This window comes from Buttiauxella sp. (assembly GCF_035271705.1).
Classification (GTDB): domain Bacteria; phylum Pseudomonadota; class Gammaproteobacteria; order Enterobacterales; family Enterobacteriaceae; genus Buttiauxella.
The window spans coordinates 1-21,088 of the sequence record NZ_DATERI010000002.1; the positions used below are offsets into that span (position 1 = coordinate 1).

At 52.5% G+C, this 21,088-nt stretch carries 21 protein-coding genes; 14 read left to right on the forward strand and 7 right to left on the reverse strand.

Annotated elements, in window-relative coordinates:
* The 3 genes from VJY99_RS00035 to hpaX form a co-directional block, all read right to left on the reverse strand.
* Positions 1-779, reverse strand: a 779-nt coding sequence (locus tag VJY99_RS00035) for a LysR family transcriptional regulator (RefSeq protein ID WP_324115138.1), incomplete at its 3' end; no start/stop codon positions are given.
* Between the two features lie 23 nt (positions 780-802).
* Complete coding sequence (locus VJY99_RS00040; protein WP_324115140.1) at positions 803-1,603, reverse strand: MipA/OmpV family protein; 801 nt, start codon at positions 1,601-1,603, stop codon at positions 803-805.
* Positions 1,604-1,911: 308 nt separating this feature from the next.
* Positions 1,912-3,285: a 4-hydroxyphenylacetate permease gene (hpaX, locus tag VJY99_RS00045; protein WP_324115142.1), complete on the reverse strand. Its 1,374-nt coding sequence runs from the start codon at positions 3,283-3,285 to the stop codon at positions 1,912-1,914.
* A 180-nt stretch (positions 3,286-3,465) separates the two neighbouring features.
* Here hpaX and VJY99_RS00050 point away from each other — a divergent pair, with 180 nt between their 5' ends.
* From VJY99_RS00050 to catA, 13 genes are all read left to right on the forward strand, one after another.
* Positions 3,466-3,672 carry a hypothetical protein gene (locus VJY99_RS00050; protein WP_324115144.1) on the forward strand — a complete coding sequence of 69 codons (207 nt, stop codon included), beginning with the start codon at positions 3,466-3,468 and terminating at the stop codon, positions 3,670-3,672.
* A 35-nt stretch (positions 3,673-3,707) separates the two neighbouring features.
* The gene (locus VJY99_RS00055) at positions 3,708-4,181 is read left to right on the forward strand and encodes a MarR family winged helix-turn-helix transcriptional regulator (protein WP_324115146.1); all 474 of its coding nucleotides are present in this window, start codon (positions 3,708-3,710) and stop codon (positions 4,179-4,181) included.
* A gap of 331 nt (positions 4,182-4,512) precedes the next feature.
* Entirely contained in the window at positions 4,513-5,637 is a 1,125-nt protein-coding gene (locus tag VJY99_RS00060; protein ID WP_324115148.1) for an amidase, read from the forward strand.
* 41 nt (positions 5,638-5,678) lie between these two features.
* Complete coding sequence (locus tag VJY99_RS00065; RefSeq protein ID WP_324115149.1) at positions 5,679-6,806, forward strand: acyl-CoA dehydrogenase family protein; 1,128 nt, start codon at positions 5,679-5,681, stop codon at positions 6,804-6,806.
* A 22-nt stretch (positions 6,807-6,828) separates the two neighbouring features.
* Entirely contained in the window at positions 6,829-7,188 is a 360-nt protein-coding gene (locus VJY99_RS00070; protein ID WP_324115151.1) for an IacB protein, read from the forward strand.
* Positions 7,189-7,196: 8 nt separating this feature from the next.
* Positions 7,197-7,712 (forward strand): nuclear transport factor 2 family protein, encoded by a 516-nt coding sequence (locus VJY99_RS00075; RefSeq protein WP_324115153.1) that lies wholly within the window; start codon positions 7,197-7,199, stop codon positions 7,710-7,712.
* Between the two features lie 28 nt (positions 7,713-7,740).
* A complete protein-coding gene (locus VJY99_RS00080) occupies positions 7,741-9,054 on the forward strand; it encodes an aromatic ring-hydroxylating dioxygenase subunit alpha (protein ID WP_324115155.1) in 1,314 nt (437 codons plus the stop codon).
* On the forward strand, positions 9,055-9,537 hold the full coding sequence (locus VJY99_RS00085; protein WP_324115156.1) for an aromatic-ring-hydroxylating dioxygenase subunit beta: 483 nt from the start codon (positions 9,055-9,057) through the stop codon (positions 9,535-9,537). It abuts the gene before it with no gap.
* Between the two features lie 10 nt (positions 9,538-9,547).
* Positions 9,548-10,288 carry an SDR family NAD(P)-dependent oxidoreductase gene (locus VJY99_RS00090; protein ID WP_324115158.1) on the forward strand — a complete coding sequence of 247 codons (741 nt, stop codon included), beginning with the start codon at positions 9,548-9,550 and terminating at the stop codon, positions 10,286-10,288.
* A gap of 9 nt (positions 10,289-10,297) precedes the next feature.
* Positions 10,298-11,230: a PDR/VanB family oxidoreductase gene (locus VJY99_RS00095; protein WP_324115160.1), complete on the forward strand. Its 933-nt coding sequence runs from the start codon at positions 10,298-10,300 to the stop codon at positions 11,228-11,230.
* Between the two features lie 10 nt (positions 11,231-11,240).
* The gene (locus VJY99_RS00100) at positions 11,241-11,735 is read left to right on the forward strand and encodes a flavin reductase (RefSeq protein ID WP_324115161.1); all 495 of its coding nucleotides are present in this window, start codon (positions 11,241-11,243) and stop codon (positions 11,733-11,735) included.
* A gap of 63 nt (positions 11,736-11,798) precedes the next feature.
* Entirely contained in the window at positions 11,799-12,914 is a 1,116-nt protein-coding gene (locus VJY99_RS00105) for a muconate/chloromuconate family cycloisomerase (RefSeq protein WP_324115163.1), read from the forward strand.
* 58 nt (positions 12,915-12,972) lie between these two features.
* A complete protein-coding gene (gene catA / locus VJY99_RS00110) occupies positions 12,973-13,899 on the forward strand; it encodes a catechol 1,2-dioxygenase (protein ID WP_324115164.1) in 927 nt (308 codons plus the stop codon).
* A 39-nt stretch (positions 13,900-13,938) separates the two neighbouring features.
* Here catA and VJY99_RS00115 read toward each other — a convergent pair whose 3' ends face one another.
* From VJY99_RS00115 to VJY99_RS00130, 4 genes are read right to left on the reverse strand one after another with little or no spacing between them, the layout of a single operon-like run.
* Positions 13,939-14,895, reverse strand: a complete 957-nt coding sequence (locus VJY99_RS00115) for an ABC transporter permease (RefSeq protein ID WP_324115166.1) — start codon at positions 14,893-14,895, stop codon at positions 13,939-13,941.
* Complete coding sequence (locus VJY99_RS00120) at positions 14,892-15,863, reverse strand: ABC transporter permease (RefSeq protein ID WP_324115168.1); 972 nt, start codon at positions 15,861-15,863, stop codon at positions 14,892-14,894. The genes VJY99_RS00115 and VJY99_RS00120 overlap by 4 nt, the downstream gene beginning before the upstream one ends.
* A complete protein-coding gene (locus tag VJY99_RS00125; protein WP_324115170.1) occupies positions 15,856-17,340 on the reverse strand; it encodes a sugar ABC transporter ATP-binding protein in 1,485 nt (494 codons plus the stop codon). Before VJY99_RS00125 ends, VJY99_RS00120 begins: the two co-directional genes overlap by 8 nt.
* 50 nt (positions 17,341-17,390) lie before the next feature.
* The gene (locus VJY99_RS00130) at positions 17,391-18,374 is read right to left on the reverse strand and encodes an autoinducer 2 ABC transporter substrate-binding protein (RefSeq protein ID WP_324115171.1); all 984 of its coding nucleotides are present in this window, start codon (positions 18,372-18,374) and stop codon (positions 17,391-17,393) included.
* A gap of 854 nt (positions 18,375-19,228) precedes the next feature.
* On the opposite strand from VJY99_RS00130, the gene VJY99_RS00135 reads away from it, so the two are divergent.
* Positions 19,229-21,088 (forward strand): peroxidase family protein (locus VJY99_RS00135; protein WP_324115173.1); only part of this gene is annotated, 1,860 nt, incomplete at its 3' end.

Here is a 21,088-nt window from a genome sequence, read left to right on the forward strand (position 1 = left end):
TGCACCAATTCCCCTGATTTCAACTCGTCCTGAACCATATCATCAGGGACGCAGGCCAATCCGAATCCAGACAGTACGGCGTCTATCCTTTCGGAAAGGAGATTAAAAGTCAGCTGCCCTTCGACACGCACGCGCAGTGGCTTACCTTCTTTTTCAAACTCCCAATGATACAACCCGCCAGCCGTGGGTAAGCGCATGTTAATACAGCGATGATTCTGTAATTCATGCGGCGTTTGTGGCACCCCATGTGACTGCAGATATTCAGGTGAACCCACCACCAGCATGCGCAGATCCGGCCCGATTCTCACCGCCACCATGTCTTTATCAACACTTTCACCCAGGCGAATCCCGGCATCGAAACGGCCCTCAACAATGTTCACAAAGCCGTTATCAACCACCAGCTCGACATTAATATCCGGGTACTGTTTGAGGAACGGTTTAAGCTTCGGCCAGAGCAGTTTACGTGCTGAATGTTCCCCAGCAGAAAGCTTAATATTGCCTGATGCGCTGCCATTTAATTGCAGAATGCTTTCCAGTTCGCTCTCAAGATCCGCAAGGCGAGGCTCGAGGCTTGCGATGAGCCGTTCACCGATTTGGGTGGGGGCAACACTGCGAGTCGTGCGGGTCAGAAGCCTGACGTTTAACCGTTCTTCCAGGGCTTTCACCGCATGGCTTAATGCCGATTGTGAAACGCCCAGTTTCCCCGCCGCTTTGGTGAAACTCCTCTCCCTGGCAACGACGAGGAAGATCTGGAGTTCATTGAAGTTTTCTTTAAGCATTGCGGTTCCTTGGGCCAATCACGCTACCAGATATAACCCACTGCAAGCATTGCATACACTTCCCCGCTGTGCTGAACGATAGGGCTGTCTGCGATATCTTTGTCATATAATTCGTAGTTGGCGGCAAACATCCCCACCCAATTGGGATTAAAGCGATAAGTGGTAATCACGGCGGCCATCGGTGAGTAAGTGGTGCCGGTATCCCATTCCGGGCGACTCGCTGTGGCTTCGCTTTGCGAAACGCCACCGAAGTAATAGTTCGCCATTTTATCGCTGCGAATCATCAACCCCATGCCCGGCATAACCAGCAATGGCCCTTGAATGATCGGGAAGTCGGCCCACAGTAGCAACTCCTGGCCATTGCTGCGGCCGGTCACATCAGAGCTAAATCGCGCAGTCAGCAACGCATAAGGTGTAATCAGCGTTCCGCCTGCACCTGCTTCAAACTGTGACTTGCGTTTATGCATACCATCGAAGGCATCTTCATCATCAGGATCAAGATTACCAAAACGATATCTGCCGTAAGCGTAGGCTGCGAAGGTATCGTCAACATGAAAGTAATAACGAGCACGATCGCCCAGATACATGAACTGATCGCCAAAATAGAGCGCACCGGGGATGACATAATTCTCATCTTTTTGCGCTTCATAGCGGGCGCTACCGTGAATCACGGTGCCACCCAACACCAGGCCTTTAGGGATTGGGCTGGTGTCGTTGTCTTCTGAGAACAGCTGTAAAGAACCGAGATCAACTTCGGCGTGTGCGGTGGCTCCGAGCAATAGCAAAGGGCAAAGGGCAAAAGCAAAATAGCGATTAAGTCTCATCGGATATCCCTGAAGTGGTAAGCGCGTCGATTATTTTCTTTCTTGCCACAATGTCCGTCCCGTTCTAATCATTGCTGATGATTTCATTATGTTTATGACGGTTCTTCTACCAGGCGAGCTATTTGCTTAGTTTAGCCTAACGGCTCAAGAGATAACGAAAATATTTATACTGTAATCAATGCCATGAAACCCGAAAGGGAACACCTTCGGTGGCGACCGCACTCAACCCTGAAAGGTAAAAAGCCCGATACTGCACAGTGCAGATCGGGCTTTTTTTCACCAAAATAAAGCGGTTAGATACTGTTTCTTTACGCCATTTTTTTCATTGGAATCAATGAAATGACAAAGGCACCCAACACCAGGAACCCGGCAACCATGTAAATACCCGCGTTGAAATTACCGGTGACATCTTTCATCCAGCCCATTAACAGTGGTCCCAACGCCGCACCTGTCATGCCGGTAGCGTTGATCACCGCAATGCCAAGGGCGCGGGCTTGCAAAGAGATGGATTGATCAGGTGTGGTCCAAAAAATAACCATCGCGGCAAAAGCACCCGTTGAGGCCATCACGATCCCGGTCAATTGCAGCATCGGGTGGGTGCTTGAGGCGGTTAATATCCAGCCTGCGGCGGCAAACAGATACGGCAACAGGGTGTGAAGTTTACGTTCATTAAAGCGGTCGGAACGCTTACTCCACCAAATCATCCCGACAATGGTACAAATTTGCGGGACAGCACTGAGTAAACCAATGGTGATGTTATTACTTTGCTCATTAAAACTACGCAGGATAAGCGGCGTCCAGACACTCAATGCGCTTAAGGTGTTGGTGAGGCAAAAATAGGCCAGCGTATAAAGCATAATGACTGGCGTAAATAATTCCCGCAGCATGCTGCGATGGGTCGTCGGGCCAATATTGGCACTGTGTTGTGACTTCGGAATATTCAGCTTGTCGGCTTCCATCATCTCGTTCAGACAGGCTTTATCGTCGTCGGTCAGCCATTTAGCTTTCGCCGGTGAATCATCGAGCCAGACCCACACAACCACCCCTAACAGTACCGACGGGAAGCCTTCGAGCAGGAACAGCCATTGCCAGCCTTTAAGATTGAGCACGCCATCCAGGTTGAGGATGTAGCCGGAAGCGAGTGAACCTAAAGCCATGGTAACGGGCATAGCAATCATGAATAGCGCATTCGCCCGTCCACGATATTGTGCCGGGAACCAGTAGGTTAAATAGAGCAACAAACCCGGTAAGAACCCGGCTTCAGCAATCCCTACCAGCATACGCAAAACGTAAAGACTCCCCGGGCCGGTGGCAAACATGGTGGCGGTGGACGCAATCCCCCAGACCACCATCAAAACGGCAATCCAACGCCGTGCGCCGACAATGCTCAGCATGACGTTACTCGGCACGCCGCAGAAAACATACATCACATAAAACAACGTGGTCGCAAAGCCAAACATGGTGCTGGTAAGACCCAGATCTTTACCCATGGTCAAACCGGCAAAGCCAATATTGATGCGGTCCAGATACGAAAAAACAAACAGCACAAACAAGAAGATGATCAACCGACGAAATAACTTTTTAATCACCGCTTGTTGCCGTGGATCCAGCGGTATATCGACTGGCGATGGCGGGGCCAAAACCTCGGAGCGAGCCTGTTCCAGAGAAGAGTTTTCGGTCATTAAGAGCTCCAGACAATGCTGATTAGGATTGTGAGTTCGGTTTGTCGTGGATCGAGTACTGCCGTACCAGCCAACGCAAACACCTGCGCTAACGTATAGGAAAGAGGGGGAATGGATGTCAATACGATGTTCAATAAATGATACATAAATGTTAATTACGTGGCATTTATGAATCATTAAGTGTGCGGTAATCGCCCAAAAACCGGGATTGAACAATGGCTCTGCCCGAAGCGCTATAGCCGCCAGGGTTTAGCAGGTATAAACCCGTCATACTTCAAGTTGTGGGTGCGTTGGCCACGTTTGCTCGCCCAAATCACTGACTACAGTAAACTCATCGGGACTCGCTCTCTTGCCGCCATCACACAACGCGAATTATTTTGGGTATAATCGCTAAATCTAAGATTTTTTCGCTAAGGAACTTGATGAGTAACCTAAAAAAAACATCGGATGTTCAGCCTGCGAATACCGATTTTCACCGTGAAGAGTTCCCGTTTTTCTGGATAGTCAACGTCTACTCCCGCTACACCCAAATCATGGAAATTACGCTGAAAAAGGTGCAATTAGACGTTTCCGGGTTTCGGGTCTTGATGGTCACGCACCAGTACGGCAAGGCCAGCATTTCGCAAATCTCCGAATACGCCATGGTCAAAATGCCCACCGTGACCAAAATAGTGGGCCGTCTTCGCGATGAGGGTTTGGTCACCACGGCCAGCAGTGAACAAGATGCCCGCGTAACGGAAGTGATGTTGACCGCTGTTGGGCAAGAAAAAGTGGAAGAAGCCTACCGTCTGGCAGATAAAGTTTTTGAGAAAGGCTTTAAGGGCATGAGCGTTTCGCAGGTGGAAAAAATGAACCTTTCACTGAGAAAAGTGCTGGATAACCTCAACGAGCTCTGACCAAATCGACAGAATGACAAATTTGTGATCGCGTTAAACCTTTCATTCAACCCTCTGTAAAATAAATGTTTTTTATCCACTCGTCGTCCTGAATTCTCATGACGACTTTTTTGTCTTTTTCCGATTTTTTCCTTATTAATTCATCAGCATAAATCCATTTACATTTGTTAAATTCAGTTAATTCCATGTTAATTCCTCGTAAAATTTACGTGAAATATTACTTGAATTTTCATCTAAATATTCCATTATTGATTAATCTTCACTCAGAACGAAAAAGCAGCGATAACTGCTTGCTTAATGTGATTCGCATTATCTGATTAAGGTATTAATTATGAAGCGTATTTGTGAGAGCAATGGTTACGTTGAGCAATTTGTCCTCGGTGAGGGTGAACTCCGCTTTGCAGTAAAAGACACGCTGGATATCGCCGGTTACCGCACTCGTGCCGGGTGTCCGGCGCTCGCGGCAGCCCCGGTTGCCCGCCAGCATGCCAGCGTCGTTGAGACGTTACTCGGCAAGCGCTGTGTGCTGACCGGTAAAACCACGCTGCATGAATTGGCATTCGGTGTGACAGGCATTAACGCCTGGAGTGGAACGCCGGTTAATCCGCACTTCCCATCGTTGATCCCTGGCGGTTCATCAAGCGGTTCCGCCGCGGTGGTGGCATCGGGTGAGGTTGATTTTTCGCTGGGAACCGATACCGGTGGCTCGGTACGTATGCCAGCAGCCTGTTGCGGGATCCTCGGATTGAAACCGGGTTTCGGCGTTCTCAGCCGCAAAGGGGTTTTACCGGCGCACAGTTCGCTGGATTGCGTCGGCATTTTTGCCCGCAACGCCACGGTGCTGCGCCAGGTTGCCACGCATCTTTCAATTCCCGTGGGTGAGCCAATAACCGCGTTGCCGGAAGTGGCCTTTGTCCCTGCGGCCTTGCCTGAAATTGACGCGCTTATCCTCAAGTTTCTGGAACAATTAGGCATTCGTCCACGCCATTCAACACTGCCAATGCTTGCCGATGCACACCGTGCAGGGCTGGCGATTATCAGCTACGAAAACTGGCAGGCGTTTAGCCCACTGCTGAGCAGTGACGCGGTTTCGCCAGATGTGGCGAGTCGCATTCGTGCGGGTAACGATGTGGATCCTGCTTCGCTCGCGGATGCCGAACGTGTCCGCCACCAGTTCACCGAGCAGGTGGATGCGTTACTCGAACATACCCCTTTACTGGCGCTGGCAACCTTGCCGGAGCTGCCTCCTACGCTACAAGAAGCCGAAGACTCACTCAGTGTGGTCAACCTGACTCGCCTGGTGCGGCCTTTCAATCTCAGTGGGCACCCGGCGCTGACATTGCCTGTGGGTGAACTACATGGCCGCCCGGTTGCATTACAACTGGTTGCGGGCAAAGGGCGAGATGGCTTGTTGATTCAAGCCGCTCAGTGGTTTTGTCAGGTGGATAAGCAATAGCGCCATCCACCCATTGCACCCTCTTACTTTGGGAGTTCGCCATGTCTGTCGTAAACGTCCGTGAAGAGCTTGTTCCGCTACTGAGTGAAGTGACGACACGTAGCGCCGATTTTGAGCATCAGCGCCATATTTCTGAAGACATCATTACGCGTTTTAAACAGGTAGGGGTTTATCGCGCGCTAGTGCCGAAAATTTACGGCGGTGATGAATGTTCTCCAGCCCAGTTTTGCGAACTCATTGAGCAGATTGCGACGGCCGATGGTTCGGCGGGTTGGGTGGCAAGTTTTGGCATGAGCCCGTTTTACCTCGGGGCTTTGCCGCCTGATACATTGAAAGAGTTATACCGCAACGGGCCTGATGTGGTGTTTGCCGGGGGTATTTACCCCACGCACAAAGCGATGCAGGCCGATGGCGGTTATCGCGTGAGTGGACGCTGGAGTTTTGCCAGCGGCAGCATGGGGGCATCGGTCTTTGGTGTCGGTATCCAGCCTGACGAAGAAAAAGCTCTGCCGCGTATGGCGGTACTGCCACGGGAATATGTGCAGATTGACCCGGTCTGGGACACCGTTGGGCTGGCTGGAACCGGCAGCCACGACCTGCTGGTCAACGACGCGTTTGTCCCGCAGGAGTGGACCTTTATTCGCGGCGGCGCACTGAATCTGGAAGGGGCGTTGTATCGCTATCCGGTGCTTTCTCTCGCCACTCAAGTGCTGTCGGTGGTGGCACTCGGTGTGGCACGGGCAGCACTCAATGAAATCTATCATATCGCGCATCGCCAGCAGTCGGTCACTGGCGCACCTAAGCTTGCCGAAAGACCGCAGGCACAGATGCAAATTGCCCGTTGTGAAGCCGACCTGCGCTCGGCGCGTGCCTGGTTTTACGAGGCGATTGACGAGGTTTGGCAGAGTTTGTTGGCGGGCGATGTGGCCAATCAGGAACAAATCAACGCCTTACGACTTTCTTCCACCCACGTCACCCGTGTGGCGGCAGAAGTGGCACGCCAGGCGCTCTCACTCAATGGCATGGGCGGCGTCACCATGACCAGCCCATTACAGCGTTATGTCCGCGACACCATGGTGATTACACAACACGCCTTTATGGGCGACCTCTCTTATCTCAACGCCGGTACGGTCTTTTTCGGTGGCAAACCGCTACCGGGTTACCTGTGATTTTTTTCTAAAGGAGCAACAGATGAGCCAGACAAACAAATTACGTGTGCTGTTTTGCATCGGGGTTAATCAGAACTTTTTCGATGCAAGCCCGGTTGAAGCAAAACAAGTGTGGGGCGCTTTTGGCGTGATGATGAAAGGGGTTGAAGAAACCCCAGGTATCCGCGTCATCGGCAATATGGATGATGACCAGTTGATGGTTGGCCCGTCGACCACCGCGCCATGGACCACTTACATCCTGGCAGATGCTGACGCGCTGGAAAACGTCGCGGCGGTGTGCAACTTGTTCCGCACCACACCGGTGGGTGATAGCGGCAGCAAATTGTGGAAGTACTGCAAAATCGAAGCGCGCGTTGGGCGCGAGCTGATTATTCAGGGCTAACGGAGTCGATGATGAACTCACAGGACGCGCAGCGTTTACAGCAACTCGAAGACCAGCAGGCGGCACGGGTTTGTATCAGCAACTACATGTGGCTGTGCGACAAGCTCGATAGTGTTGCGACGGTTCAAGCCATTGGTGAGCTGTTTACCGTTGATGCTTGCTGGGAAGGGGTAGGCGAGCCTTATGCCGCGCGACTGGGGAGACATCTGGGACGTGAGGCGATTGTGGCCATGATGGCAGGTTATGTCCGGACCCCTGCGCATTTTGCCATGAATGCCCATTTTCTTTGCTCTGAAGCACTCAGCCAGCAGGCCGACGGCAAGCTCTATGGCCGCTGGCTGATGTTGCAAACCTCCGAGTTTACTGCCGGTGGGGCACATCTCAATGCTGCGGAAATTAACGTGGAATTTTGCCGCGAAGCAAGCGGTATGCGTATCCACCATTTTACGACGCGCAACCTGTTCAGCCGCCCGGTAAACCACTGGAGTGCTGCGGATGAACTCCCGGTGCCGGATAAAAAATAGACAGCCGAAGACCGGCAGGAGATTGGACATGCATTGTGACAACAACATCATCAACATAAAAAATATTGATACCACAGCACCTGCGGTACCTGACTGCGCGGAAATTGCCGCCTTAGTGCAGCACGATCGGGTGCACACCTCGCTGTATAACTCCGATGCGCTATTCCAGCTCGAGCTGGACAGAATTTTCACTAAAACCTGGGTTTGGGTGGCGCACACCAGTGAAATCCCTGAAACCGGCAGTTTTAAAACCACCGAAATCGGCACTCAGCCGGTGATTGTGGTGCGTGACCGTAAAGGCACTGTTCATACGCTACTGAACCGTTGCCGACACCGCGCCGCCACCGTTTGCGAGCACCGCACCGGTAAAACCAACAGTTTCGTTTGCCCGTATCACGGTTGGGGTTATGCGCTGGACGGCACCCTGCGCGGCGTGCCACATCCTGAAAGCTATGCCGACCAACTGGAAAAGGGCGAGTTAGGGCTGGTGTCACTGCGTACAGAACAGTACGCCGGAATGATTTTTGCCACTTTCAATGACCAGATTGAACCGCTGGAAGATTTCCTCGGTACCGCTAAGAAGTGGATGGACTTGTTTATGAAACAGGGGGCGGGTTTCCCGATTAAAACCGGGCCTGCGCATCGTTTCCGCTTCCCGGGCAACTGGAAAATCCAGCTAGAAAACACCACAGATGGCTATCACTTCCCGGTGGTGCATCGCTCGTTCTTAAGCTCTGTCGATAAGCAGACCGAAGAGATGCTGAACTTTGTCGATGGCAGTGGTTACGTCGAAGATTTGGGTAACGGCCACAGTGTGATGGTGATGATCCCAGAGCTTGTGGACCTTGATGCCAATCTTGATGCGCCAATTCCCGAGCGTTTTACCGAACTGGCCGATGCGCTGCGTCAGGATCACGACGAGCAGCAAGTACGCCGCATTGTGCGTGCTGTCGGCGGCTCTGGCTTTAACCTCAATATCTTCCCGAATATTGCCTGTTCGATGGCGTTTTTCCGCGTCCTGCAGCCAATTTCTGTCAATGAAACTGAAATCCATCACGCCGTCATCATGATGGATGGCGGTCCGGAAATCGCCAACCAGGCAAGGTTACGTATGCATGAACACTTCCAGGGGCCGATGGGCTTTGGCACACCGGACGACTCCGAAGCGTGGGAGCGTGTACAACGAGGTGCGACCTCAGGTAATGACCTTTGGATCATGCTCAACCGCGGGCTGGCAGGGGAATACCGTACCGATGATGGTTTGCGCAGCGATGTCAGTGCCGAAACCGGCATGCGCGCGGCTTACCAGATGTGGAAAAAACTGATGACGGAGGCGGAATAAATGACCACGCCAGATTCTGAACTGATGGCCGCAATGACGCTGATTAACCTTGAAGGCGATCTGCTCGACCAGGGCGAATTTAACGCCTGGCTGGAGTTATGGCAGCACGACGGGCTTTACGTGGTGCCTATCGATCCTCAAGAGACGGATTTTAAAAACACGCTGAACTATGCCTGTGACGATCATGAGATGCGTGCCCGACGCGTGAAACGCCTGTATAGCGGCGAGTCGATTTCCACAACACCTCGCGCCAGAACGATGCGTACGCTCTCGCGTTTTCGCCTGCTGGAATCGCACGATGACGTGATTGTGGTGCGCGGGGCGCAATCGCTTTGGGAGCATCGTAAAGGCCACAGCCGTCACTATGCCGCAGACATTACTTGGCACTTGCAAGTGCTGGGCGACACGTTGCGAATCAAACAAAAAGTGATTCGCTTGATCAACAGCGACGACGTGCTGCACAGCATTGGTTACATCCTTTAAGGAGCGACTCATGACACAAACCGTATTAGTCACAGGTGCTGCTGCCGGTCTTGGAAATGTCATCGCCCAATATCTTCTGGAGCAGGGTTTCCAGGTGGTGCTGTCGGACGTGAGCCGGGAACGTGCACAACAGGCGGCAGACCGTCTGGATAACGGCCAGGGCAAGGTGCTGGCGGTGGGTCTGGATATTCGCCAGCCGCAGGATTTTGAACACGCACTGGCGGCCTGTGTTGAACGCTTTGGCAGCCTGCAAGTGTTAGTCAATAACGCCGCACTCACACTGGCAACGCCAGTGATGGACATCACCGTTGATGAGTTTGATCGGGTGATTTCCACCAATCTGCGCGGCACGTTTGTCGGTTGCCAAACGCTGGGGCGCTACTTCGCCAAACAGGGTTACGGTCGCATCATCAACCTCGCATCCCTCGCTGGGCAAAATGGCGGTACGGCATCGGGTGCGCATTACGCGGCATCGAAAGGCGGCATTTTGACCCTGACAAAAATCTTTGCCCGTGAGCTGAGTAAATCCGGCGTCACCGTCAATGCGATTGCCCCAGGTCCAATGGATTTGCCTTCGGTTCATGCGTTGGTACCGGAAGAAAAAATGGCTGGGTTATTACAGATGATCCCAGTCGGCAAGCTAGGTGAGGCCGAGTTTGTCGCTCAGGCCGTGGCATTGTTGGCGTCTGAACAGGCATCGTTTGTCACCGGGGCAACCTGGGACATCAACGGTGGTCTGTTTATGCGTTAAGGAGGTGACATGCTGACTTTGCAAATTATTAAGCGCGAATTACAGGGCGATGTGGTGCTACTTACGCTTGCCCACGCCGATGGCCTTGAGCTTCCAGAATACAGCGCGGGTGCGCATATCGACCTGCATCTGAGTGAAGATTTGGTGCGCCCTTATTCACTGTGTGGCGACCCAAAAAACCGCCAGCACTACCAACTGGGTATTCTGAAAGACAGCCAATCTCAGGGCGGATCGTTGGCAGTACATACCCTGCGTGAAGGCGATGAACTGCAGGTCAGTGTGCCACGCAATCTGTTTGCTCTGGAGCCGAGTGCGGCACATAACCTGCTGATTGGCGGCGGGATTGGCATCACACCGATGCTGGCGATGGCCGCAGAACTGCACGCCGCCGGGCGCTCTTTTGCTCTGCATTATTCGAGCCGTTCACGTTCGGGAGCCGCGTTTATCACGCAGCTGGAAAGTGCGCCATATGCCGAAAAGGTTCAGCTGCATTTTAGTGACGAGCAGCGCCTGAATCTTTCAGCGGTGCTTAGCGATGTGCCACCGAATACCCATGTTTATGTCTGCGGTCCGACACGATTAATGGATGCGGTCAATGAGACTGCTAAAACCCTGAATTACCAGGCGCAACAGATTCATCAGGAATGTTTTAGCGCCGACGTCCAGATTCAGGGCAAGGCATTTGAAGTGGTGGCGGCTGCCAGCGGAATCACCGTCCAGGTAGCTGAAAACCAAAGTATCGTCGAAGCACTGGCACTGGCGGGACTGAAAGTGTGTGTCTCCTGTAAACAAGGGATTTGCGGCAGTTGCCTGACCGATGTACTGGAGGGCGAGCCGGATCATCGCGACAGCTATCTGACCGATGAAGAGAAAGCCGACGGTGATCAAATCCTGTTGTGCTGTTCCCGCGCGAAAGGCGCCCGTTTGATTATCGATTTGTAAGGAATATCCCATGACACTGCAAACTGAGTTTCGTAATGCGATGGCACAACTGGGGAGTGCGGTTTCTGTTATCACCACCGATGGTCCTGCGGGAAAGTTCGGCTTTACGGCATCCGCCGTATGCAGCGTGACCGATCAGCCCCCGACGCTGCTGGTCTGTATGAATCGCAACTCCTTCGCCAACGACCATTTCAAACACAACGGCGCGTTATGCGTCAACGTGTTGTCCGGTGAACATCAGGATTTGTCCGGCGTTTTCGCCAATGCCAGCCTGCGTTCAGAACAACGTTTTCTGCACGATAACTGGCAGGTGATGGCCAGCGGTGCGCCGGTTCTGAGCTCATCAGTTGCCAGCTTCGACTGCGTTATTGATACCTGCCACGAAGTCGGCAGCCATACGGTGTTTTATTGTCAGGTGCAGGCCATTCGTGTCAGCGAACAGCCGAGCGGCTTGGTCTATTTTAACCGTCGTTACCACTGTATTGGCGACGATGTTGAAGTGTAGTGCCGTCGCAACAATCATCGTCAAGCCCAGCCGTGATGCCGGGTTTAGCCAAAGGAGCCGTTAATGAATCTCGCAATTGAATCCATCTCTTGTTGGCTGGTGGATATCCCGACTATTCGGCCGCACAAACTTTCCATGGCCACCATGGGATGCCAGACGCTGACTATCATCCGCATGACCTGCGCGCAGGGCGTTGTCGGATGGGGGGAGGCCACCACCATCGGCGGTTTGAGCTACGGTTCGGAAAGCCCGGAGGCGATTAAATCTGCCATTGAATGCTACCTGGCCCCTTTATTGTGCGGCAAAACCTTTAGCGGCGTTGCGGCACTGGCGGAAGTGATGAACGCCAGCGTGAAGGGAAACACCTTTGCTAAATCGGCACTGGAAACGGCATTTCTTGATGCGCAGGGAAAGGTGCTCGGATTGCCGGTAAGTGCCTTGCTGGGGGGCGCGCTAAGCGAAAGTCTCCCGGTACTTTGGACACTGGCGAGTGGCGATACCGATAAAGATATAGAAGAGGGAAAACGCCTGCTTGAGGAAGGGCGGCACAATACCTTCAAACTCAAGATTGGTGCGCGCTCGCTGGAGGTGGATATACGCCACGCGCTGGCAATCAAATCCGCCTTAGGCCGCGATGTCAGTATCCGTGTTGATGTCAATCAGGCGTGGGATTTCACCACTGCAATTAAAGGGATGACGCAGTTGCAAGAAGGTGGGATCGACCTGGTAGAACAGCCGACGCCAATGTGGGACAGGCAAGCTTTAATCACCCTGAGCCAGCGTTTTTCCGTACCCATCCTGGCCGATGAATCCGTGGCGACCAGTCACGATGGTTATGCCCTTGCGAATGGTGGTTTCACCGGTGCTTATGCTCTGAAAATTGCCAAAGCAGGTGGGCCGGTGCAAGCGCTTAAACTGGCGCATGTGGCACAGGCGGCAGGCATTGGCTTGTATGGCGGCACGATGCTGGAAGGCACACTGGGCAGTGTTGCCTCATTACACGCCTGGTCGACCGTCAAAATGCAGTGGGGTACAGAAATGTTCGGCCCATTGCTGCTCAAGGACGACATTGTGGTAAGCCCGCTGGAATTCAGTCACGGGCAGGTCAGATTGCCGCAGGGGCCAGGGCTTGGAATTGAAATTGACGAAGATAAATTGAGTTTTTACGCCCGAAAATAATAGAAAGACCTGTGCTGTTTTAAATAAATCAAACTTACCCTACAGTGAGGAATATAAAATGACAGTTAATCCGGTAAAAACATCTGAATTAGAAAAGTTACTTGCTGTGAGCAGTGGATTAGTTTCCGCCAAAGGGAATGAACGTTTTAAAGCGATTATGCATCAACTGCTCGGTGACCTTTGCCAGACAATTAATAAATTCGATATTACCGATGAAGAGTTCTGGCAAGCGGTCAATTATCTGAATGAATTAGGTGAGCGTAAAGAGGCCGCTCTATTAGCTGCGGGTTTGGGGCTTGAGCATTATCTCGATATGCGTGCCGATGAAAAAGAGGCGGCCGCCGGTAACGAAGTCGGCACACCTCGCACCATCGAAGGGCCGTTGTATGTGGCGAACGCGCCATTAAGCCAGAATTATGCGCGTATGGATGACGGTACTGAGCAAGCTGAAATCATGTGGTTACAGGGCCAGGTAACTGACTCCAATGGTCATCCCGTTAATGGTGCGGTTGTCGATATCTGGCATGCAAACACGCTCGGGGGATATTCATTCTTTGACCAGTCGCAAAGCCAATATAACTTGCGCCGCCGTATTCTGACTGATGCGCAGGGTCGCTACGCGGTGCGCAGTATTGTGCCTTGTGGTTATGGTTGCCCGCCTGATGGCCCCACTCAAAAACTGCTGACCGAATTAGGCCGTCATGGAAATCGCCCGGCGCATGTCCACTTCTTTGTTTCAGCACCGGGGTTCAAACATCTCACCACACAGATTAACCTCAACGGCGATGCTTATTTGTGGGATGACTTTGCTTTTGCCACTCGCGAAGAATTGATTGCCGATCCGATTAAAATTACCGATACCTTGATTGCGGAACAACGCAAAATTAATCAGCCCCATACAGAAGTGAATTTCGATTTCACGCTGGTGGCGGCGAGCGATAATAATGAAGAGACGAAAATTAAACGACTGCGCGTAATGGAGTAATGCTTACTCGAGGCCTGCTCGTGGAGCAGGCCTCTATGACTAGCCTTCCTGCTCAAGCCCGAGCATCCCCCGAACCTGGACAAAGCACAACAGCAGCACACCCCACAGCGCCATCGTCAAATAGGGGCTGATGCCGAGAATATTGAAGCCGCTTTCAATAATCTGCAGCAGGAACAGCGCCAATACCATACCGATAATTCGCCCGCTGCCACCGTCCGGATTCACCCCACCGAGTACTGCCGCGAGGATTGATACCAGCAGGTAAGATTCGCCATAGGAGGCTTTCGCCGAATTGAGCTTTGACATCATCAGAAAAGCGGCCACCGCGCACAGCAGAGCGGAGATAACATAGACCCAGATCAACACTCTGCGGGTATTGATACCGGAATAGTACGTCGCCCGCTCATTAGAGCCGATAAGCATAATTGACCGACCCAGGGCACTCTTTTCCAGCAGCACCCAAAGCCCGATAGCCACCACCGCAAACAGCCACATCGGTAACGGAATGCCGAACCACTGGGCGTGATTCAGCCACAGTACCCACTGCGGGTAATTAGCAATTGCGCTGCCGCCGGTAATCAGGATATTGACCCCCTTGAGCAGAGTCATCATGCCCAGTGTGGCCAGAATCGGCGATACCCGAATGCCTGCGATCAACACTCCGTTACACAGGCCAATAATGACCGCCGCGCCAGCTCCCGCGAGCAGAGTGATTATTATTGTTCCAACGCCGGGTGGATATTGCGTGGCGACCCATGCCATCACCAGCGAGCAGGCGTTAGCCGTGGAGATAATCGACAGATTAATCCCACCGCACAGCATGGTCATCGCCATCGCCAGTGCGAGGATCCCCAGCACCGGCATTTGTGAAGCGATTGACTGGAAGTTACTGACCGACCAGAAGATTTGTGGCATAGCGATGCTGAACGCCACCACGGTCAGCAGCAGTAGGCCAATCAGATAAAACTCGACGTTATTACGCCAGAAATTTTTCATAACAAACTCCGGTTCTGATGTTGGCTCCATGCCGTCGCGCTAATACTGGCGACGATAATCGCTCCGGTAATCAGGGTCTGCCAGTAGGAGGAAACCCCCAGCAAATTGAGGCCGTTTTGCATCACCGCCAGCAGAATCACGCCGAGTAGTGTGCCGGTGAGCGTTCCCCGTCCACCAATCAGGCTGGTACCGCCGAGCACTACCGCGGCCAGCACCGTGAGTTCGTAGCCAAGCAGTGAGTCCGGTGCGACGGTCATCACCGTCCATGATTGCACCACTCCGGCCGCGCCAGACATCAGCCCCATATAACCGTAAACAAACAGTTGTAAGCGAAGCACGCTAAAACCGATGCGGCTGGCTGACTCGCGGTTGCCTCCCATGGCGTAAATCTTGCGCCCCACAGTGGTAAAGTTCATGACGAAAGCGGTCAACAGCACCACGGTGATCATCGTCAACAGCGGGAGCCCAAGACCGTAATCGTAACCGGTGGAATCGGTGTATTTAAACAGCATGATCCCCTGCTCAAACCACGGCGGGAAATCGTACAGCCAGACGCCTTTACTCAGCCACAACAGCAGGCCGTAGAAGATATTCAGCGTCGAAATGGTGATGATTATCGAAGGGACCCGCAGACGGTTGACCAGCAACGCATTCACCAGCCCCAGCAGGATGCCGATGCCCCCCGCGAGCAAGAAGGCCACCGCGAAATTGCCCCCCACCTTTTGCAGCATCACGACCATGCCGTACTGAGCGATGATGGTCATTGCCGGGAACGAAATATCGATCCCGCCGGAGATAAGCACCACAAATAACCCGCAGGCAAGGATCGTCAACATCGCGTAATTATTGGTCAGGTCGTAAAGGTTGCCGAAAGTGAGGAACTCATCGCTACGCCAGCCGAGCAGCCCGAACAGCACCACAATCAGCACACCCAGCCAGAACTCATGTTGTTTGAACAGATTAGCCATTCACGACCTCCGCTACCTGTTGCTGGTTGCTGCTGTCCGGCAGGAAACTGTGGGTCAGCCTGCCTTTCTTCATCACCAGAATCCGGTGGCTCTGATACCACGCCTCCTCAATCTCGTCGCAGACTATCAGCACCGCAATACCGTGCGCGGCCAGGTCGCTGATGATGTGATAGATTCCGGCTTTGTTGGCAATATCAACACCCACCGTTGGGCTGTCGAGGATCAGCAGCTTCGGGGTTATCGCCAACCATTTGGCAATGGAAACGCGCTGAGCATTACCGCCGGAGAGTGTATTGACCAGCAGGTTGGTGTCTGGCGCTTTAATGGTTAACGTATTGACCATGCGACCCACCAGCTCCTGGCTTTTGCTCTCACTTAGCAGGCCAAACGCGGCTTTTACCCGGTGGAAAACGGTACTGATGATGTTGTTCTTGATGGATTGGGTCATCACCAACCCGCGCGACATGCGGTCTTCCGACACATAACCGATACCGTGACGAATGGCGTCCTGATTACTACGCAGATGCGCAGGCTGGCCGTTAATCAGGATCTCACCGCTGTCAGGGCGGGTCATGCCAAACAGGCTCAGGCACAACTCGGTGCGCCCGGCACCGAGCAGACCGACTATCGACACGACCTCCCCAGCTTCTACCTTCAATGAGATGTCTTGATATTCTCCATGGCGGCTGAGGTTACGTACCTCCAACACGGGGGTACTTTCTTTACCCTGGCGCAGTTCGCGCACCTGATAATCGAATTCTTGCCCGGTCATCAGGAAGCCCAGGTGGCGTGTGGTTATCTCCGCTGCGGGCCAGGTCCCCACCAGATTGCCGTCTTTAAGTACGCTGATGCGGTCTGATACCGCCATCACCTCTTCCAGACGATGGCTGACGAACACCACACAGATCCCCCTGTCGCGCAACTGACGAACGACGTGCAGCAAGCCTTCAACTTCATGATGCGTCAGTGATGCGGTTGGCTCATCCATAATAATAAGCCGCGCATCCTGGGCCAGTGCCCGACAGATTGCGACCAGCTGGCGGCGGGCAATCGACAAGGATTCCACCGCTACATCAAGTGGTAGCGTGACATTGATACTCGCCATCGCCCGTTCGGCGCTTTGGCGCAGCTCACGGCGCTTTACCAGAGCGCCGTGGTGATAATGGTTAATGGCAATGTTTTCCCACACGCTGAGGTTCGGGAACAGCGACAGATCCTGATAAATGACCTGAATGCCCTGGGCTACTGATATCGCTGGTGTCAGCTTTGGCCACGTCTTGCCACCCAATGTTATCTCTGCTCCGTCGTCGGGACGGTAAACACCGGAAATAATTTTAATCATCGTCGACTTGCCGCAACCGTTCTGCCCGGCCAGGCAATGGACTTCACCGGGCTTAAAGTCGAGGTTGATATCGTTGAGCGCACGGTTAGCGTGAAAGGTTTTGCTGACGTGATGAAGGGAAAGGAAAGATTCCATAGCATCCCCTGGTCGGTTAAGCCGGGGCGGCAGGCGCCCCGGAAAGTGGATTAATAGAGTGAATTAATGTTGTCTTTATTAACCAGCAGAACTTTGTGGAAACGAATAATGTGTTTTTCGGTATCGATGTCGGCTTTCCCCAACCCCTTGAGTTCAAAGCCTGGTTGGATTTCTTTACCATCAAGCAGCGTATTGGCTACCGCCGTCAGAGCGTAACCCGCAGTTGCTGGATCGTAAGTAATCCCTTCGGTGATATCGCCACTCTTAATTAACGATGCCGCCTGCGATGGGATCATCATGCCGTATACCGCCAGGGTATTTTTCGCCCGTTTTTCTTTCACTGCACGCCCAGCGCCGATAGGGCCGTTAGAACCAAAGGAAACCACGGCTTTCAGATCCGGGTAAGTCTTCATCAGATCAAGGGTTGTGCGGCGTGAGTCATCGACACTTTCTGCCACAGGCATACGATTGGTCACTTCATGCATATTCGGATAATGCTCTTTCTGGTATTTCACCAGCAAGTCTGCCCACAGGTTGTGCTGCGGAACCGTCAGGCTGCCAACGTAAATGACGTAACCGCCTTTGCCGTCCATCCGCTTGGCCATATGCTCTACGTATTCAGCGGCAAATTTTTCATTATCAATGATTTCCACGTCCCAGTTGGCACTCGGCTGCCCAGGGGATTCGTTGGTCAGTACCACAATGCCGGCATCGCGAGCTTTCTTAAACACCGGCTCCAGTACGTTGGCATCGTTTGGCACGATGGTGATGGCGCTGACTTTACGCGCAATCAGATCTTCGATGATTTTTACTTGCTGAGGGGCATCGGTACTTGATGGGCCAACCTGAGAGGCATTGAGATTAAAATCTTTCCCGGCCTGAATAACGCCTTCTCCCATGCGATTAAACCATGGCATACCATCAACCTTAGAAATATTAACCACCGTTCTTTCCGCCGCAAATAATGGGGCGGAAATTAATGCAGTTCCTAACAATAAAGATGAAGCAAGATTAACGATCAGACGTTTATGCATAATATTCAACCTCATAACATTGTAGTAGGGCAGAGGAGTGGTAGCGCAATGCGCCATGAAATGCAGAAAAATCAGTATTATTAATAATTTACTGTAGGCGCAAGTTATAATACCAGATATGTATTATCTGGCTATAAAAATGGATAATAGGAGTGTAATTCTGTGGTGTGACACTTTTCACAAAAGTATAATGAGGCACATCATAATAAATAATAGTTCGAGAGGTTGGTCGCAGTTATTTTTAATTTAGACTTTTATATACACCCTCATTTCTGTCAAGCATCTAATGCGTTGATTATCGTATGCAACACTCATACTTTATTATTAGAAAGTCGCGCAAGTACACGGGGTTCGTCCCTTTTGTGGACTTGTGAAGTCACTTGGTGAATATATATATCAACACGTTGGGCATCAGATTCCATAAACGCAGCATCGACCGGTTAAATACCGGTGGTCCGTTTTTGTGGTGTAATATTGACGATTTTTTCTATTGGAAAATTGAAGTTGAAATTGAAAGTTGAAAGTTATTGAGAATAATTGACAGCGGTTGGCTTTTGAGCTTGAGTCAATATTAGGGATTGCTTGTCTGAAGCCTGCCATCACTTTGGTAAAGTAAGCCGCTAAATCGCCGTGATTATCCAGCGGGAGCAGAACATGTCAATCTTATTGTCCTTTTACAAAGTGAAGGGGGTATTTAGGTCGTTCACCCTGACTTCCAACTTCCATGACCCACCCGGGGCCTGGATCCATTCTACCTATTCGCTCAGTGACCTATTCCAGGCGCGCAATCCGAGTGCCGCGTAACGGCTTCGTCTTTTCGTACCTTCTCATACTCATTTTTGAGAGAAATGAAAATGGCCGATTTCATTAAGTCTTATCAGAAATTTATCCCCCAGAAAATCTCCAGAGCTCAGGAGGATACCGACGCTGTTATCTTCAGTTGTATATTAGCCAACCCTCTGGTGCCATTCGGTATGCGTACCTTCGATGGTAGCTTTGACAACCTGGTCACAGGGCAAGGCAAGTTTGGTGCCACAGACCATTCCTTCCTGCGCCTGTTTGATCCCTCGTTTCAAGTGGGATTCGCCGGGAAATGGTCGGTTATAGATCCGCCGCCATGGGTTATCAGTAACCTGACCGCCAACATCTTATCCGCAGTTGAAGTGAACAGAGGTGCTGCCCCGGTGATTGGCACGGGTCTGGATGGTGTGTTTGGCACGCCTGCGCAGGAGGTTATTGAGCTGGTGTCGCGTTCCAGGCTTACTACGCCGAGCCAGGACACGAGCACAGTACCTAACGGCATAAACACCCTGTCGAACCCTACCGATCCCATCCTCTTAGCGAGCAAGGGTTCGTCGACGGATGACAATGACGATGTCGGCGGCGACGGTGCCTTCCCGCTCACCGCCAGTGATGTTGCCAACCTGAAGAACCTCGTCAACGGGCTCGAAGGAGGTGAAGACAACGATGCGCTCGGGATCCGCGATCTTGAAGGCACCGGCAATAACCGTGCTCACCTTGACTATGGTTCGGCTGATCAGCCGTTCATACGACTCACCGACGCGCACTACGGCGCCTACAATGAGACGACTCACAACCGCGACATCAACCCCCTGTTCTCCGGGCTGGATCCGCGTGCCATCAGCAATGCCCTTGGCGCACAGGAAGCAAATCTGTCCAGCAGCGCCGCCGATGTGAACAGCTTGTTCACGGCCTTCGGCCAGTACTTCGATCACGGTCTGGATTTCCTCGGTAAGGGAGGTAACGGAACGATCCAGATTGGCGCTCCGGGCACGGTTCCTAATCCCGCAGACCTGACTCGCGGCACCGTTGACAGCATCGATGCCAATGGCATCCCGCAGCATCTCAATAAGACATCGCCATTCGCTGACCAGAACCAAACTTATGGCTCGAACGAACTCGTCTGCCAGTTCCTGCGCGAAGGTGACGGACAGGGCGGATTTACGGGCAAGCTTTTGGAGGGCGGAGCGGATCCATCCAATCCGAATTTCAAGCTGCTGCCCACGCTGAGTGAGCTGATTAAGCATCACTGGAACAACAACACGCTGTTCACCGACAGCTCGCTGCCGGGCGACCACAACGTGACTTTCCAGGAGTACTTCGCCGGATTGGTCGACAACAATGGCGTTATCAACCAGTCGATGCTTCCTGCCATGACGTCTAATTTCATGGGAAGCGGCTTTGCGCTGTTGCTCGACACCAACCCCTTTATCAACCTGCTCGACCACTACGTGGCGGGTGATGGACGGGCGAATGAGAACATCGCACTGACCGCGGTCCACACCATCTGGGCGCGGAATCATAACTTCCAGGTCAACGGATTGCTCGAAGCCGGATTCGATGGCACAGCTGAAGAGCTGTTCCAGGCAGCTAAGATAATCAACGAGGCTGAATATCAGCGCGTTATTTACACCGACTTTGCCGACAAATTGCTTGGTGGCATGAGAGGTGATGGCGAGCACGGCTTCGTCGAGTACAATCCAGAAGTGGATGCTCGCGTCTCGCACGAGTTCGCGACGGCAGCTTACCGGTTCGGTCATTCGCTGGTAGGGCAGACGCTGACGGTGCTCGATGCTCAGGGCAATGCAACGCAGGTGCCGCTGTTCGACGCGTTCCTCAACCCGACCAACGATACGAGCGCGTTCAACTACCCCAAAGCGCAATTGCCTTACTCTCCACAGCCAGGCTATGAG

What these genes read in the sequence shown, in the direction of transcription:
- VJY99_RS00040 (WP_324115140.1), bottom strand. Translation starts at nt 1,603, where the DNA reads ATGAGACTTAATCGCTATTTTGCTTTTGCCCTTTGCCCTTTGCTATTG.
- hpaX (WP_324115142.1), bottom strand. Translation starts at nt 3,285, where the DNA reads ATGACCGAAAACTCTTCTCTGGAACAGGCTCGCTCCGAGGTTTTGGCC.
- VJY99_RS00055 (WP_324115146.1), top strand. Translation starts at nt 3,708, where the DNA reads ATGAGTAACCTAAAAAAAACATCGGATGTTCAGCCTGCGAATACCGAT.
- VJY99_RS00060 (WP_324115148.1), top strand. Translation starts at nt 4,513, where the DNA reads ATGAAGCGTATTTGTGAGAGCAATGGTTACGTTGAGCAATTTGTCCTC.
- VJY99_RS00065 (WP_324115149.1), top strand. Translation starts at nt 5,679, where the DNA reads ATGTCTGTCGTAAACGTCCGTGAAGAGCTTGTTCCGCTACTGAGTGAA.
- VJY99_RS00070 (WP_324115151.1), top strand. Translation starts at nt 6,829, where the DNA reads ATGAGCCAGACAAACAAATTACGTGTGCTGTTTTGCATCGGGGTTAAT.
- VJY99_RS00075 (WP_324115153.1), top strand. Translation starts at nt 7,197, where the DNA reads ATGATGAACTCACAGGACGCGCAGCGTTTACAGCAACTCGAAGACCAG.
- VJY99_RS00080 (WP_324115155.1), top strand. Translation starts at nt 7,741, where the DNA reads ATGCATTGTGACAACAACATCATCAACATAAAAAATATTGATACCACA.
- VJY99_RS00085 (WP_324115156.1), top strand. Translation starts at nt 9,055, where the DNA reads ATGACCACGCCAGATTCTGAACTGATGGCCGCAATGACGCTGATTAAC.
- VJY99_RS00090 (WP_324115158.1), top strand. Translation starts at nt 9,548, where the DNA reads ATGACACAAACCGTATTAGTCACAGGTGCTGCTGCCGGTCTTGGAAAT.
- VJY99_RS00095 (WP_324115160.1), top strand. Translation starts at nt 10,298, where the DNA reads ATGCTGACTTTGCAAATTATTAAGCGCGAATTACAGGGCGATGTGGTG.
- VJY99_RS00100 (WP_324115161.1), top strand. Translation starts at nt 11,241, where the DNA reads ATGACACTGCAAACTGAGTTTCGTAATGCGATGGCACAACTGGGGAGT.
- VJY99_RS00105 (WP_324115163.1), top strand. Translation starts at nt 11,799, where the DNA reads ATGAATCTCGCAATTGAATCCATCTCTTGTTGGCTGGTGGATATCCCG.
- catA (WP_324115164.1), top strand. Translation starts at nt 12,973, where the DNA reads ATGACAGTTAATCCGGTAAAAACATCTGAATTAGAAAAGTTACTTGCT.
- VJY99_RS00115 (WP_324115166.1), bottom strand. Translation starts at nt 14,895, where the DNA reads ATGAAAAATTTCTGGCGTAATAACGTCGAGTTTTATCTGATTGGCCTA.
- VJY99_RS00120 (WP_324115168.1), bottom strand. Translation starts at nt 15,863, where the DNA reads ATGGCTAATCTGTTCAAACAACATGAGTTCTGGCTGGGTGTGCTGATT.
- VJY99_RS00125 (WP_324115170.1), bottom strand. Translation starts at nt 17,340, where the DNA reads ATGGAATCTTTCCTTTCCCTTCATCACGTCAGCAAAACCTTTCACGCT.
- VJY99_RS00130 (WP_324115171.1), bottom strand. Translation starts at nt 18,374, where the DNA reads ATGCATAAACGTCTGATCGTTAATCTTGCTTCATCTTTATTGTTAGGA.